Source organism: Paraburkholderia lacunae (genome assembly GCF_003353175.1).
In the GTDB taxonomy this organism is placed as follows: domain Bacteria; phylum Pseudomonadota; class Gammaproteobacteria; order Burkholderiales; family Burkholderiaceae; genus Paraburkholderia; species Paraburkholderia lacunae.
This window is the reverse complement of the sequence record NZ_QHKS01000006.1, coordinates 169,989-184,377: the sequence shown is the minus strand read 5'-3', so window position 1 is coordinate 184,377 and position 14,389 is coordinate 169,989. Positions and strand designations below refer to the sequence as shown.

General features: G+C 60.2%; 12 protein-coding genes. 3 read left to right on the top strand and 9 right to left on the bottom strand.

Going from position 1 to position 14,389, the window contains the following annotated elements:
- Positions 1-622: 622 nt before the first annotated feature.
- The 4 genes from DLM46_RS11065 to DLM46_RS11050 form a co-directional block, all read right to left on the bottom strand.
- Positions 623-1,669, bottom strand: coding sequence for a polysaccharide biosynthesis/export family protein (locus DLM46_RS11065; protein WP_341868587.1), 1,047 nt, complete (start codon positions 1,667-1,669; stop codon positions 623-625).
- Positions 1,670-2,029: 360 nt separating this feature from the next.
- A complete protein-coding gene (locus tag DLM46_RS11060) occupies positions 2,030-2,764 on the bottom strand; it encodes a carboxypeptidase regulatory-like domain-containing protein (protein ID WP_115100802.1) in 735 nt (244 codons plus the stop codon).
- A 19-nt stretch (positions 2,765-2,783) separates the two neighbouring features.
- Positions 2,784-5,123, bottom strand: a complete 2,340-nt coding sequence (locus DLM46_RS11055; protein WP_244306071.1) for a YjbH domain-containing protein — start codon at positions 5,121-5,123, stop codon at positions 2,784-2,786.
- A gap of 71 nt (positions 5,124-5,194) precedes the next feature.
- Positions 5,195-6,610, bottom strand: coding sequence for an undecaprenyl-phosphate glucose phosphotransferase (locus tag DLM46_RS11050; protein WP_115100800.1), 1,416 nt, complete (start codon positions 6,608-6,610; stop codon positions 5,195-5,197).
- Between the two features lie 923 nt (positions 6,611-7,533).
- Here DLM46_RS11050 and DLM46_RS11045 point away from each other — a divergent pair.
- The 3 genes from DLM46_RS11045 to DLM46_RS11035 all read left to right on the top strand — a co-directional run bounded on the left by DLM46_RS11045 (position 7,534) and on the right by DLM46_RS11035 (position 8,833).
- Entirely contained in the window at positions 7,534-7,908 is a 375-nt protein-coding gene (locus tag DLM46_RS11045; RefSeq protein WP_115100942.1) for a hypothetical protein, read from the top strand.
- Between the two features lie 149 nt (positions 7,909-8,057).
- Entirely contained in the window at positions 8,058-8,234 is a 177-nt protein-coding gene (locus DLM46_RS11040; protein WP_208866264.1) for a hypothetical protein, read from the top strand.
- 119 nt (positions 8,235-8,353) lie between these two features.
- Positions 8,354-8,833, top strand: coding sequence for a hypothetical protein (locus DLM46_RS11035; RefSeq protein WP_115100799.1), 480 nt, complete (start codon positions 8,354-8,356; stop codon positions 8,831-8,833).
- A 116-nt stretch (positions 8,834-8,949) separates the two neighbouring features.
- Here DLM46_RS11035 and DLM46_RS11030 read toward each other — a convergent pair whose 3' ends face one another.
- From DLM46_RS11030 to DLM46_RS11010, 5 genes are all read right to left on the bottom strand, one after another.
- Positions 8,950-9,648, bottom strand: coding sequence for a 4'-phosphopantetheinyl transferase family protein (locus tag DLM46_RS11030; protein WP_115100798.1), 699 nt, complete (start codon positions 9,646-9,648; stop codon positions 8,950-8,952).
- An 81-nt stretch (positions 9,649-9,729) separates the two neighbouring features.
- A complete protein-coding gene (locus DLM46_RS11025; RefSeq protein WP_115100797.1) occupies positions 9,730-11,055 on the bottom strand; it encodes an MFS transporter in 1,326 nt (441 codons plus the stop codon).
- A 185-nt stretch (positions 11,056-11,240) separates the two neighbouring features.
- Entirely contained in the window at positions 11,241-11,477 is a 237-nt protein-coding gene (locus tag DLM46_RS11020; protein WP_115100796.1) for a DUF2783 domain-containing protein, read from the bottom strand.
- A 63-nt stretch (positions 11,478-11,540) separates the two neighbouring features.
- The gene (locus tag DLM46_RS11015) at positions 11,541-13,268 is read right to left on the bottom strand and encodes an FAD-dependent oxidoreductase (RefSeq protein ID WP_115100795.1); all 1,728 of its coding nucleotides are present in this window, start codon (positions 13,266-13,268) and stop codon (positions 11,541-11,543) included.
- 43 nt (positions 13,269-13,311) lie between these two features.
- A complete protein-coding gene (locus DLM46_RS11010) occupies positions 13,312-14,271 on the bottom strand; it encodes an MBL fold metallo-hydrolase (protein ID WP_115100794.1) in 960 nt (319 codons plus the stop codon).
- Positions 14,272-14,389 lie beyond the last annotated feature (118 nt).

Sequence of the window (14,389 nt, the reverse complement as noted above, 5' to 3'; positions counted from 1 at the left end):
GATCGGAGGTCACCAGCTGTGATCCCAGCGCGGATCTCGATTCCTCCGTTCCTCCATGGTGATGACGTACAACTTCGCGCGGGCATCTTTGTTTTCGAACCGTGACAATTGATCAGAAACGCTTCATGATTTCGTCCGGAGACTAATCTATTCATCGCTTCCCCTTTTACATGAACGCTCAGTTTAGCTAACATGATTTGCAACTTCCCTCAAAAAAATGCCGCCCCCAATGCGAATTAAACTCCTAGCTCTTCTGGCCATATCCAGCGTGAGTTTTTGTCAGCTCGCTGGCGCAAGTCCTCTATCGCTGATGAGTTACGCTCCACTGAAATCCGATACGTCCACTTTTGACGCGGCTTCAACTGCAAAGACTGCTAGGGAGACTCGACAACGATCGGGAAAGATTCCCAAAATAAAACTGAGCAGTCAGGCAAAGCTTCACAAGTTCCGCACCTCGCCCTCGCCTACTCAAAACGACCCTTCGCTGCCGCCTAACATTTACAGAGAAAGTCCTTACCCAACGGATGGGACTAACGACATCTATTCGAGTCCTTATTGACACATCCATGGCGCCTGATAACTGTAGTCAGCGACGGCCCTGAGAATTTGTGCCTTCTTAAACTCACTTGGTTACGATAGCCGTGGTCAACCCGGCATTGATCGCAGGCAGCAGCAAACTCAGTACACGATTGAAGCGAACGAGACCGTTGCCGTCGACATACACAATGTCCTTCGGCTGCAACTCGAATTGATTGGCTAGGACCATTGAAACCGGCGAATGGGCGTCGAGGTGGAAGACCTTCGGCTCCGTATCGAGCGAGCCACGGACAATGAATAGTTGCGCTGCATCCGCGCTGCCCGTGTTCAAACTACCCGCCTGGGAAAGAGCATCGCTGAGCGTCAGCTTGCCGCTCTTCATAGGAATTGCGGTAACCGGCCTGTTTACCTCACCCATGACAAAAACGCCGCTTTCATCGCGGGACATAATGCGAAGAAGGTCGCCACTCTTTAACACGATGCTTGCCGGATTCTCACCAAGCTCAAGCATCCGGGTCAAATTCAGCGGATACGACGTGCCCTCCCGCACCAGTACCATTCGCCCCTGGTCCGCAGTTGGACTAAAACCACCAGCCCGATTAATCGCTTCGTAGAGGTTCATCGCAATATCGTTGATTGGTACGGCGCCCGGCGTGTGGACTTCGCCGTCAACGTAAACCTGCTGTGAACGAAAGGACGCGACGCGGACAGTAACTTGGGGTTTTACGAAGACGCGGCTAAATTCCTTATAAATTTTTTGTTGCGCCTGATCGATTTGAAGACCGGCAACATGGACGGACCCGGAATAGGGAAGTTGAACATTTCCGTCGTTGTCTATCACGAACCCTTGGATAGGGTCGGAGATGCGCCCATTAGTTTGCGGCTGAGCGCCGGTCGCAGCGGCCAATTCAGGATGGTCCCAAACAATAACTTGAAGAACATCTCCATTTCCCAGAGTATAGGCACTCGGTTTGCCCATCAAGACTTGGGATTGGCCAGCACTTATGGTTGCGGCAGCTTCTTGCATCTTCTTAATTAGCGCTAGATCGATGTCGCTAATCGGAATCTGCATTTCCATTTTCTGACCTTCGGCTCCCCCGCTCGATAGCGGCAACTTTGCCGGCTCGCTCATACGCATGCCAGGCGCAACAGTGCAGGCGGACAATAGGGCGCCCAAAGTAAGGCTCACAGCGCATCCGAGCATCCGGATGTAATGCAGTGACGGAAAACTACCTCTAACCTTTTTTTCCGGTTCCATCTACGCCACCTCGTATTACGTTTATGTTCTTTGACTTCAATACCTTTTCTTGCTAGGTACTCCACCGCTCGTGGATCGCGCCAAGCTAAAAAAACAGTAATGCGAGGCTCTGCACGTCCATTGTCGATTTCCGCACAGAGCTCGCTTTTCTACTTCAGGCATACTTAGCTTCTATTTCCACTCCATTCGCTTGACCGGGCAACCCGGAGCGAGACGGCCTACGATTCAGTGGACTTACTTCGTCGTGGTCCCCGTTCCCCCACTTCCCCCCGTCCCACCCGTAGCCCCACCACTCCCACCCGAAATCGGCGCCGCATTCCCAGCCGCCACAGCAGCAGAAGCCAGCGAAGGCGCCGGTTGCCCATCACTCGTAATCGCACCGGCCGTCAGCAACGTTTCGAGATCCGCATCCGCACCCGGCTGTCCTGGCGTGAACGAAACCGTCAGGAACGACGCCGACGAAACGGTGACTCCGTACGTCGTTTTGACAAGTTGCACGACGGCCGCCTCGGCATTCGCGATCACCGTGCTGTTCGCGAGCGCACTCTGATACGACGCGTTGGTCGAGATCCCCGAAAGCAAGCCGCTCACCGTCGTCCCGAGCTGCCCCGCCAGATAGCTCAACAGCAACTCCGTCATCGGCGTCACGTTGTACGTGCCTCCACCCGCGGCAAACGAGTGAAGCGTGATCGCGCCATTCGACGCCGTAATCGCGCACGGGCCGTCGAATTGGAAGGTCGCCGAAAAGGCGCCGCTTGCGTTGGCCGTCGTGCTGCCAGCGCCGTTCTTGCACGTCAGGACGATGGCCGCGTTCGCCATCGCCTTGCCTACCGCGGCTGTCCCGCTCACGGTCGCGCCCGGCGAACTGCCGCTATCGCTTCCGCCACCGCATGCGACCAGCGCACTGGTCGCGAGAGCTATCGATCCGAACTGCAGCGTGCGCAGCGTTGCGCCGTTAAGAAGCTTCATCGCCCATCTCCAGAGAAAGTCATTCACAATTGACCGGCACAACCGCCCGTCCGTCGCTTACACCCTGCAAACTGTTTCCGCAGACTCCAAGCGAAAGCGCAGCACCCGTTGTCGATACGGCAGGCACACTCACTTGCTGCTTCGGTCTGGTCACGTCGCTGTCTGGCCGTCCATAACGCAGATACGCGTCGCGCATCCGGTAAAGCTGGGTGGCGAAGTACTCTCCGCTAAAGCGCCCCTGATTCAGCAGGTACTGCTGCGTGCTATACGGAAAGCCCATGTTCTGCGCGCCGTTCGCCGACAGATAGTTCGTCGACCCGACCCGTGTGCGGAAATCAAGCGCGAACTGTTCGGAGCCGTACACCTGGCTGATCCCCGGCTTCATGCCTTGGCGCAGCGTGAGCGGGAAGCTGATAGCAGCGCCCACAAACGTGCCCTGCCCGCTATGCTCGCCATGCACGCTGACGGACACATCGTCGAACCAGCGCGTCAACGTCGCGACCGGTCCCTTGTCGCCACCCACAAAGCGCGCGACACCCGCTTCAATCCACAATTTCCACGACGGCTGCACCCAGCGATACGTCAGCATCGCGTTCTTCTCACTCGGCAATGCGTCATGACCCGGCTCGTGGTGCAAATAGGCAAGCCGCAAACGGATCAGGTCAGGACGACCGGGCACGAACACGGTCGTTTCGTTCTGCACGCCGAGATACGAATAATTGAACTTGCCCACCGATGCCACGTTGAACACGCGCGGCATGATCCAGAAGCTCTGAGTCAGCGCGACTGCGTTCAGGCCGCCGCGCAAGCGGTCATTGCTGAAGACGCGGCCATCGTCCATGTTCTTCGTGTTGTAGAGCGGCGCGATGTAGCTCGCGTACAACTCAGCACCACGCCAAAGCGGCACGAACCCTTCAATGTCGGCGCCGAGCGATATGTCGAAGTTGCCGTACTCGGTGCCGTAAAGGTAACTGACAATCGGCTCGATCTGGATACGCGTCAGCCCATGCGTATGGTCATTGCCATGCCAGGCGATCGAGTCGGGGTCGTACGTCGGACGCGAGCGCATCGTCAGCGACGCGCTTGCCGCCGCGGACGCACCGCCCGCCACGAACTGCGCGAATGCTTCGCGATCGACAGTCACCTCAGCTAGCGGCTCGTTAGCCTTCTTGATGACCACATGAATCTTTTCGGTGCCATACGGCGCATTCACGCTGGCTACGCCGAGCACAATGCCAAGCGCGTCCGCTTCGTTCTGGTTGTATCGATGGTTCTCGTACTCGATCACCAGATCGCGCCCGCTCATGCCGGCACGCACACGCTCGAGTCCCGCGGCAAACAACTGTGCAGCAATTTCGTCGAGCGCGGACGTATCCAGCGCTTGCGGAACCGCAACCGCCTGCGCATCCGGCGACCGAGCGGGCGTCGCATCGCCCAGCATCACGGACGCATACGACTGCAGCGGCGGCACATACGTAATCGGCGCCCCGGCCAGCCCGTTGGCATTGCTCGCGACCGCACGCGTATCGATCGGCTGCAGGCTGGCAAGTCGAATCGATCCGCCATCGTTCTCGCCCTCCGTCGCATGGGTCACAGGTACGTGTTGCGACCCATGGCATAAGCCATCGGCACAGCGGTCTGCGCTAAAGCGTTTTCCCAGTGGAATCTGAATGCCCACCGAGAACGCTGTACGCGGCGAAACGCCATTCGTCGAACGCATCGAGCGCACGAACGTGCCGATTACATTCGCATCGGCCAGCCAGCTAATCCGGGGAGACTGATAACGCACGCCGGCATAGGGCGTTTTCGAATCGTCTTCCGCGAGCAGCGACAAGCCCGTATTCCACAGCGAGAGTTGCGCACCGCCGAACACACCGTCGAGGCGATCGCCCTGACCATAACCGGCGCTCAAGGTCACCGGTCCAAACGCTTGCGACACCACGCCGTACTTCGAGCGGAAGAAGTGCGTTTGCCCACCGATATCCGCCACGCCGAATGCAATACCCGGCTGGTACTTGAAGAACTTCGGCACTTCGACCTTGATATTTCCCATCAGGTGACGAAAGAGGAAGTGGTCCGCATGGCTGAACGGCGCGGGGACATTCGCCGGGTAATTGGCAAGTCCGCCGGACAATTCGACATACGGCAGCAAGCCAACCGCGCCCCAGTACATCTGCGCATCCGTCGCTTGCTTCCCGTAGCGCGGATCGATGTAGTTGTTGTACTGCGCCTCCACCGTGCCCTCGGGCAGTGCGAACGCATCAGGAATAACCAGACCGCCGGCCTGACCCAGCGCGTCGAGCGCCGGGTCCACCGCATGCGCCGCGGAAGAAAACGCCAGAACCGCAGCAAGCGCCATGACCTTCGGAGCCGCCAATGATGGTTGTTGTCCGCGCAATTTCGTGGCCCTGTTTTTTAGTTGTGGGTACATCAATACGCATTGCTATGAACCAGCCCCTTCGCAATCGTCGCCGCGACTATCCGCATGTCGAGACCAAACGACCAATTGCGCAGGTAGTACAGATCGTGTTCGACGCGCCCCTGCATCTTCTCGATCCTGTCTGTCTCCCCTCTGAAGCCGTTGATCTGCGCCCAGCCCGTGATGCCGGGTTTTATCCGGTACCGATGGATATAGCCGTTGACCACCTTCTGGTAGAGCTCGTCATGTTCGATCGCATGCGGCCGCGGCCCGACTACCGACATGTCGCCGCGAAGCACATTGAAGAACTGCGGAAGCTCATCGAGGCTGGTACGCCTGATAAACGCGCCGACTCGCGTAATGCGCGGATCGCCCCTGGTCGCCTGCTTGACGACACCCGCTTCGACCGCGTGAGCGCGCATCGAACGGAACTTGTAGATCCTGAAGATGCGTCCGTCCGCCCCTTTGCGCTTTTGCGTGAAGAACACGGGCCCGCGCGACGACAGCTTCACCGCAATCGCGATCGCCATCAGCAGCGGAGCAAGTGCGAGAAGCGCACATGCGGCGAACACGCGATCGAAAATTTCCTTCTTCACCAAAGCAGGAGCAGGCACGGGCGACGCGACCAGATTGATCGCAGGCATGCCGATCAGCTCGATCATGCCGCTATCGAACAGCGCGACGCTGCGCATATCCGGCACAAAGCGCACGTTCACGAGATCGTCGCGAAACTCGCTCACAAAGCGCGAGATCGTGCGTTCCTCCGACAGCGGCAATGCCAGCCACAACTCCTGTACGTCATGTGACCTGACGTAGGCAACGAACCTGGCCATGTCGCTGTAAACCGGCACGCGCAGACTGCCATTGCCAATAGCCGGCCGCACATCGAAAGCCGCTACTGCGCGAAATCCGCTAGCCGGTGAATCTTCGATATTGCGCACTACCTGATGGCAATGCGCGCCACACCCAACCACCGCGACTCTGCGCAGATTGAGCCCAGCGTGCCGGATGTGCGCGAGCGCGGTATGCACAACGAGGCGCGACACGATCAACGCGCTGCCGGTAAGCGCAGTCCAATACGCAAACCAGAGGCGCGACACAAAATCCGAACGATGCAGCGAGAACATCAGGACGAGTCCACAGCCCTGAACAATCAGCCATGCCAACGAAACCTGACCGGCAAGCCGCAACATGGCTCGCCCACGCCATGATCCATAGACGCCAAACGCGGGGAACAGAACCAGCGTAAAGGCCGCTGCAAACGCGATGAACGCGGTATCGAGACGGCTCTGAGCAAGATCTTCAAAGCGCACTTGCGATGCGGCCAGCGCCCCCAGGACGACAAGCATCACATCGAGTAGGCGCCCGATCAGGCTTTGCAAACCCGGTAACGCCCTTCTTTGCTGCACAAAATTCGCCGTATCCATTGTTATCCCCACGCTGGTCTCTCTCGTGCCAAACGTTCTTGTCGAGCCGCTCAACTTGTTTTCGCTTCAACAGCTCTCGTCCTTGCACTTCAACCACCGCGCTCTTCGCGACAAAACCGCCCCGGAACACGAAGACGCGCGCACTGCAACAATCCGATTTCACTCATCGAGCCGGACACCCGACCGGCCGGATGAATTCACGCAATGGGGGAGACTTCCAGAAAGCCGCGCGCACCCGACTTGACGTGGGCACTGCGGCCACTGCGCGCATACGGCGAGATCCATACGGAAGATCGCGTCGCATCGCGCCGGGAAGACTGACCTGATAACCCCCGACCAGGCCGGTCGTTTGAAACAGACGTCACTGCCGCTGCTGCTTTGTTTTCTTGCGATGTTGTCCACCGCGCAACCTTTTAAGCAGCAAGCATGCCAATCGTTAAATTGGTTTTTCAAACTTGCGGTAACCGTCCGGCAAACCCACGTCGAATGGACCTTTCCGTCCTACGCTTTGCCTTCAGCGAGACGGGGAACAGTCCTTGAATTCGCGTGCGGTAACGCGGCCGTTACGTAACACCACCCGTAACGGGTCCCGCAGAAAAGGTGACGGAGTAACTGAGTCGTACTGCTGTGGCGAACGAACCCAACAGCTTCTCAAGCACCCGACGCGCAATGCACGCAGTGCGGAGAGAGGAAAGAGAGGACCGTTGTGGTTTTATGAAGTAGCGCCGCGGCTCGCGCGTCGGGCTGCTGCAGGCGGCGGCTGTCGCGATGCTCGCGTTGTCAGGCAATGCGCTGATGCTTGGTCAGCAGATTCAGATCCCCTTGCGCTGCGGAAATAGGCGCGTAAAACTAGACCGACGGTTCCGCGCGAATGCCAGATACGTACACGCTCGCGCATGCCGCTTATGAGCAAGGAGGGACCGATGGCAAGCAACGAATACACGCTGTCGCATCAGGACGTGGTGAAGGCGGTGATCATTCATCAGGGCATTCACGAAGGTTTCTGGACGCTGAACATCAATTTCAACGTCTCCGCCGCGCACGGTCCGCAGGTGCCGGATCCTTGTCTCGCGGTCACGATCAAGGGCATCGGCATCATGCGCGCAGCAGCCACCGATCCGTTCGCGATCGATGCCGCGGTGGTCAATCCGGCAATGCCGCCGTCCGACAAGGGCGCAGTGAAAATAACGGCTGCCGTCACCGGCACACACGAGAACAGCAGCATGCAATTCTGCCGCGACGTCTATCGCAATGTCGCCGTACAAAGCGCGGCCAAAACGCCCACCAAGACATCCTGAGCAAGCCGCTCGATGTTTGGACTGCGCTGCATGAAGAGCATTCCTTCCGTGCAGGTGTAACGCATCGCGCCATCATGCAAATGAGAATCATTTGCATTTAAAGACGATTTCGATCATGATGGAGTCCGTGCTACCCGCCAGACGAAATCATGATCACGCCAGACGCCTGCTGTCCCGAAACCGAAGCTGAAATCGACATACTGCCCGAGCGGCTGCTCGGCTTCCTCTTTGTCGGCACGCCAAAAACCCCCGGGCAAACAACAGCGCGTCCCCCGCGCAGCGAACACGTGCGCGAATGGCGTCCGCTTCAGCCGGCACGAACCTGACGCAAGCAGGCATGGCGTCATCGGCCATCCGTCGCATGCGAACAGCGCTGGCCTGCGACGCGGCATTCCTCCGATCAGGCTGGCGCGACTCATTGGACCGTGTCCATTCAGGAGCATCGATGAACTTCCGCTCTCAATACAGCAGCCGTCCCGAACTGATCGACGATCATTCCATCGACACCACCGACGCGCCCGACCGCACGGTCCTGAGCGCCGTGCGCACGTGGCTGCGCCCGGCTTGCGAAACGGTGCGCAGCGGCATGAACTGGCGCGACATCCTGACCGGCGTGGGCTTGCGGCAAGACGGCATTGAACACTTCGATCTGCTGATGCGTTCGCTAATGCACGTGTCCTACCGTCCACTCGACATGCGGTGCCGCTGCGCCAGCGATCTCGGCAAAGACGAAGCCGTGATTCTGCAAACCATCGCGCTGCTGCAAAAAACCCATAGCGGCGCCGCGTTGCGCATGCTGACCGAATGGCTGCCCGCGCCGGCCGTCAGCGGCGTGCTGAAGCTGATCCGCTGGTTCGCCATCGATCTGCTCGACGCCGGTCTCGAACTCGACGTGCAAACCCGCCGCGTCACGTATATGCATTGACGGGCAAGGCCTATGCCGTTGGAACTCGAATGCCGGTCACGCTGGTGCAAGCGTTTGGCTGGCCGAAGGCGCTGATGGTTGGCGCCGTCGCTTAGGGACGCACGCGTCGGCCCGTTCTATTCCGCGAACGTTGAAACCGACCACGCCACACAGGCGGCATAAGCTTCAGGCGCCGCGATCCAGCGCGCCGAGATAGCGCGCATGTCATCCGGAATGTGATTGCGCAAAGTCACCCGTGCGCTGTCGCGCGGCAACACCGTCAGATGCTGCAAACCGCGCGTGATGCCCACACCGGTTGTTTTGACGAGTGCCTCTTTAGCTACCCATGCGTCGTAAAACGCGGCGATCTGCAGCGCGGCGTCGAGCTGCGCGATCCACGCCGCCTCACTGTCATCGAGCGTCAGCGATTCGATCGAACGCCAATCGAATTGATCGTTGTGCTGTTCGATATCGACGCCGACACGCCGGCAACGCGACATCGCGATGAGTCCATGCGCGCCCGCATGCGACACATTGAAATCAATCGCGCAGAAATCGGCGACATGGGGACGGCGATTGGCATCGAGCGCGAAACGGATAGCGTGCGCCGCCATGCCGAGATGTCCCGCCAGTTGCGCACGCAGCGCCACGCGCACCGTCGCGAATCGAAGCGCGTCCTCATGGCGGAGAAAGGCGCGGGCTCGCGCGCGCTCGTCGTCGCTGAGCGGCGCGAAGGCGGCGTCATCCAGTGACGCGTCGAAATCGAAATCGACCCGCCACAACGAAACGTCGGACGGGCCTTCATGCGTTAGAGGAACGGGGTCGACGGAATACATCGCAGAATTCGGGCTCCACACGCGAGGTCGCAAGACAATAGCGCGACTGTACCCGATCTGACGTCCGGGCCCGTTCTATCTTCAGACCCGCCGGGTTTCCCTGGGTACCCCGAGCAGCAACGCCACCCCGCTGACGAACAACAGCGCGGTCAGCAGATACAACGCGTTGTCCATGCTGCCGGTATGCGTCTTGATCTGGCCGATCACCCAAGGGCTGACGATGCCGCTCGTAATCCCGATGCTGCTGATCAGCGCAATCCCGGCCGCCGCGGCCGCACCGGACAGATAGCCCGACGGCACGGTCCAGAAGATCGGCAACGCGGCGAAGATCAGCACGGCGGCCAGCGAAAGGATCGCGAGCATCGCCGGGAAGCTGCTCAAATGCAGTGTCAAAAGCGACAGCGCGATACCGCCACCGATCGTGCAAACCGCAAAATGTCGGCGGCGCTCGCCGCGGCGATCCGAGTGGCGCGCAATCAGAATCAGACCCACCGCGCCGACGGCATTCGGAATCACCGTATAAAGGCTGATCGCCAGCACGTCGTGAATGCCGAAGTCGCGAATCATCAGCGGCATCCAGAAGTTCAACGTCAGCGATGCGCAGGTCAGCGAGAAATAGATGAACGCGAACAGATAGACCCGCGGATTGCGCAGCGCCTGCATGAAAGAACGCGATGCATGCGCATCCCCCGACGGACGGTCCTCATCGCGTTGCGCGATCAGATGCGCCTGCTCGGCAGCATTGAGCCACCTGGCATGCTGTGGCCCGTCGACCAGATAGAACGCGGCGAGCAAGCCGAGCACGATGGCCGGTGCGCCTTCGATCACGAACATCCACTGCCAGCCGAACATCCCCATCACGCCGCCCATGTCGCGCATGATCCAGCCGGACACGAGGCCGCCGAGCACGCCTGCCACCGCAACGCCGGCAAAGAAAATCGACAGCACGGCTGCACGCCGCCGCGCCGGATACCAGTAAGTCAGATACAGCACGATGCCGGGAAAGAAACCGGCTTCGAACACGCCGAGCATGAAGCGCAGCGCATAGAAGTGCGTCGGCTTCGACACCAGCATCATGCCGACCGATGCCATGCCCCACAGCAGCATGATCCGCGTGAAAGTGCGGCGCGCGCCGAAGCGCGCGAGCAGCATATTGCTCGGCACTTCGCACAGCACGTAGCCGACATAGAAGACCGCGGCGCCGAGACCGTACATCGCGTCGCTGAAACCGAGGTCGTGCTTCATCTGCAACTGGGCGAAGCCGATGTTGATGCGGTCGAGAAACGACACCACATAACACAGGAACAGAAACGGAATGATCCGCAGCGAGACCTTGCGATACAGCAGGTCGTCGTGCGCGACAGCGGATGCGCCCGGCTCGAGCGCGGGGACAAAAGAGTGGCTCATCGGTTTTCTCCAAACGTGAGGGTCCAACGGACCCGATGGGTCCGGCGTCTTGATGCACCGCGTTTTTTGTTTGCTACTGGAACGGTACGCGGCGGCGTCGATACGCCGCGTGCCGTAGTCTCGATGGATCGCAGGTGACTCGAACCATCGCCTGCGTACCGGGATTTCGTGTTGCTTGCGCCGCCTCAGGGAGCCAGCGGATGCGTCTCGCCGCCTCGAAGCGGGGCATCGGCCACGCCTTCGCGCGCGTATTGCAGGGCTTCGAGCAGCGTCGCGTGATCGCCGATATGGTTGGCAAGCAGCAGAATCAGTTGCGCATTGGCCGACTGGCTCTGCGCATCGCTCAGATCGCGATGCATGTCGATCAGCGCCTCGTAGAAATCGTCGGGGCGGGCGAGATTGGGTTGCGTGTTCAACGTCATGGCTGTCTCCTGCTATTTTTTGCTGATGCGCCGCGTGTGCTGTACGTATGTTCTACCGTGCGTTCAGGCCGTCCCTTCGACGCACAACGCACGCTCCAACGCACTGTCCACAGCGCTCACGTCGAATTGCCGCCACCGCGCACAGACATGCTGGTCCGGACGGATCAGATAGAACGTGCCGGGCTTCGCGTCGTAACGTGCGGTGGCAAGACCTTCGATGTCGCGCACGACATTCGCGCCCGCGGCCACGACATCCCCAGCATCGCCGCTTGTCACCACGACGAGATTCAGCGGAATCGAACCGGCACGCAATGCGGCCAACGCGGCCTGTGTCGCGGAATCCACACCTTGCGAGCCGCAGAACAACATACCGGTGAAGCGCTGCCCGAGTTGCCGCAACAGCCATGCCGGTTGCCCGGCCACCTGCACCGGCGCATCGACACATGGCGCGCCAGGCACCATCGCGCCTTCGAAGCTGTCGCCGTCCGCTGTATTCAGCGGGGAATCACGCAGCACCGCCGGTACCGAGAGCCGGCCGCTATTGGTCAACTGCCGCGCGAACGCGTGCTTGCGTGAGAGCTTCAGCACGGCGTCGCGGAATACGCGGCTCACGGGGCTCTTCGGCGTGATGAAATCGGTCGAGCGCGTGGAGTTGCGGATGTTTTCGTCGGCGGCGAATTCGCGCTCGCTGGCGTAGGTGTCGAGCAATGTGTCGGACGCTTTGCCTTCGAGCACCATCGCGAGTTTCCATGCGAGGTTTTCGGCGTCCTGCACGCCGCTATTCGCGCCGCGCGCGCCGAACGGCGACACGCCATGCGCCGAATCGCCCGCGAACAGCACGTTGCCGTGCCGGAAGCGTTCCATCCGCAAGCACGAAAACGTATAGACGCTGACCCACTCCAGTTCGAATTTCGCGTCAGGTCCAAGCAATGCGCGCACGCGCGGAATCACGCGCTCCGGCGTTCGTTCCAGCACAGGGTCGGCGTCCCAGCCGAGCTGGAAATCGATCCGCCACACGTTATCCGGCTGCCGGTGCAACAGCACCGATTGATTCGGGTGGAACGGCGGATCGAACCAGAACCAGCGCTCGGTCGGGAAGTCCGCTTCCATTTTCACGTCGGCGATCAGGAAGCGGTCTTTGAACGTAACGCCCTTGCTGTCGAGTCCCATCAGATTGCGAATCGGACTGCGCGAGCCGTCGGCGGCCACCACGTAACGGCCGCGCAACGCGTACTGACCATTGGGCGTATCGACGCTCAGCGTCACACTGGCATCACGCGTGCCCGGCGTGCCGATCTGCTGCACGCCGACTACTTTGCTCTTCCAGCGGATCTCGAGATTGGGCATCTCCTGCGCACGTTCGAGCAGGAAACCTTCGACGTAGTATTGCTGAAGGTTGATGAACGCGGGCCGGTGATGGCCCGCTTCCGGCTGCAAATTGAACGTGTACACCAGTTCATCTTTCAGGAACACCTTGCCGACATTCCAGCTGATGCCCTTGTCCACCATCCGCTGCCCGCAGCCGAGCCGGTCGAAGATATCGAGCGAGCGCTTCGAAAAGCAGATCGCCCGCGAACCGGTCGACAACGAACAGTCGTCGTCGACCAGCACGACCGGCACGCCCTGCTGCGCGAGATCGATCGCCGTGGCGAGGCCCACCGGGCCCGCGCCGACCACGATCACTGGATAGGCCGCCGGTTCCGCTCCGCCTTGTGCGTCTCGTGCGCCAGGTTCGCTCTGCTCACGACACGGCTTATATTCGAACGACAGCGTCTGGTAGTTGATGCTCATCTTGTGTCTCCGTCCATCACTGCTCTGCTGCGCGCTTTTTTTGTCAGGCTTGCAGCGCGTCCCACATTTCCTTGTCGCGCTGGGCGGTCCAGATGCGCGGATGCGTGATGCCGCTCGCTTCGTCGTAGGCACGCGAAACGTCGAACGGCAGACAGTGCTCGTAGATGAACACGTGGCCGAACTTCGGGTCCATCGCCTTGCGCGTGTGCGCCATCGCGGCCTTCAGATCGAGTTTCTGTGCGACGGCTTCGCGCCCCTGTTGCAGCAGCGTGGTGACGAAGTCCTTCGTGTAGTCGAGGCCCTTGTTGACGTCTTCCGGCGTGGTCAACGCAGGTCCGCGCCCCGGCACGAGCTTCCCGGCGTTCAGCGCGCGCAGCGCTTCGAGCGTGGCCGGCCATTGTTCGAGCTGCGCGTCGCCGCAATAACAGGCCGCGTCGTATTCGACCAGATCGCCGGAGAACAGCACCTTCTGCGACGGCAGCCACACCACCGTGTCGCCCTTCGTGTGGCCCGCGCCCAGATGCGCAATCCGCACTTCGAGCTTGCCGAGGAACAGCGTCATTTCCTTTTCGAACACGAGCGTCGGCCACGTCAGGCCCGGCACCGTTTCGACGCCGGCAAACAGACGCGGGAAGCGCTCGATTTCCGACTTCATGTCCGCTTCGCCGCGCTCGACGATCATCTCGTACGTGCCGCGACTCGCGATCACTTCCTGCGCGCCTTCTTCGAAATACGCCGACGCGCCGAGCACACGCACCGCGTGGTAATGCGACAGCACGACGTATTTGATCGGCTTGTCGGTCACGCTGCGAATCTTCGCGATGAGGTCTTGCGCCATGGCCGGCGTAGCGGTGGTGTCGACGATCAGCACGCCGTCGTCGCCGATGATCACGCCCGAGTTCGGATCGCCTTCAGCGGTGTACGCGTAGGCGTTCTCGGACAACTGCGTCCACGTGACTTTCTTGACTTCCAGGTCGGCCTGGGATGCGAATGCCTTTGCCATGTTTGTCTCCCTCAAAAGTTGGACGTGAGGCGAGACGGCCGGCTCCGTGGCGCAGCGTTTGCCGCGCAGGCTGACTGTATTGGAGGATTGTCTCGCCCCGTTTTGACTCTGTGACTGC

Excerpts from the sequence above, each read along its gene's own strand:
- DLM46_RS11065 (WP_341868587.1), bottom strand. The coding sequence starts at position 1,669 with ATGAGCGAGCCGGCAAAGTTGCCGCTATCGAGCGGGGGAGCCGAAGGT.
- DLM46_RS11060 (WP_115100802.1), bottom strand. The coding sequence starts at position 2,764 with ATGAAGCTTCTTAACGGCGCAACGCTGCGCACGCTGCAGTTCGGATCG.
- DLM46_RS11055 (WP_244306071.1), bottom strand. The coding sequence starts at position 5,123 with ATGGCGCTTGCTGCGGTTCTGGCGTTTTCTTCCGCGGCGCATGCGGTG.
- DLM46_RS11050 (WP_115100800.1), bottom strand. The coding sequence starts at position 6,610 with ATGGATACGGCGAATTTTGTGCAGCAAAGAAGGGCGTTACCGGGTTTG.
- DLM46_RS11045 (WP_115100942.1), top strand. The coding sequence starts at position 7,534 with ATGGCAAGCAACGAATACACGCTGTCGCATCAGGACGTGGTGAAGGCG.
- DLM46_RS11040 (WP_208866264.1), top strand. The coding sequence starts at position 8,058 with ATGATCACGCCAGACGCCTGCTGTCCCGAAACCGAAGCTGAAATCGAC.
- DLM46_RS11035 (WP_115100799.1), top strand. The coding sequence starts at position 8,354 with ATGAACTTCCGCTCTCAATACAGCAGCCGTCCCGAACTGATCGACGAT.
- DLM46_RS11030 (WP_115100798.1), bottom strand. The coding sequence starts at position 9,648 with ATGTATTCCGTCGACCCCGTTCCTCTAACGCATGAAGGCCCGTCCGAC.
- DLM46_RS11025 (WP_115100797.1), bottom strand. The coding sequence starts at position 11,055 with ATGAGCCACTCTTTTGTCCCCGCGCTCGAGCCGGGCGCATCCGCTGTC.
- DLM46_RS11020 (WP_115100796.1), bottom strand. The coding sequence starts at position 11,477 with ATGACGTTGAACACGCAACCCAATCTCGCCCGCCCCGACGATTTCTAC.
- DLM46_RS11015 (WP_115100795.1), bottom strand. The coding sequence starts at position 13,268 with ATGAGCATCAACTACCAGACGCTGTCGTTCGAATATAAGCCGTGTCGT.
- DLM46_RS11010 (WP_115100794.1), bottom strand. The coding sequence starts at position 14,271 with ATGGCAAAGGCATTCGCATCCCAGGCCGACCTGGAAGTCAAGAAAGTC.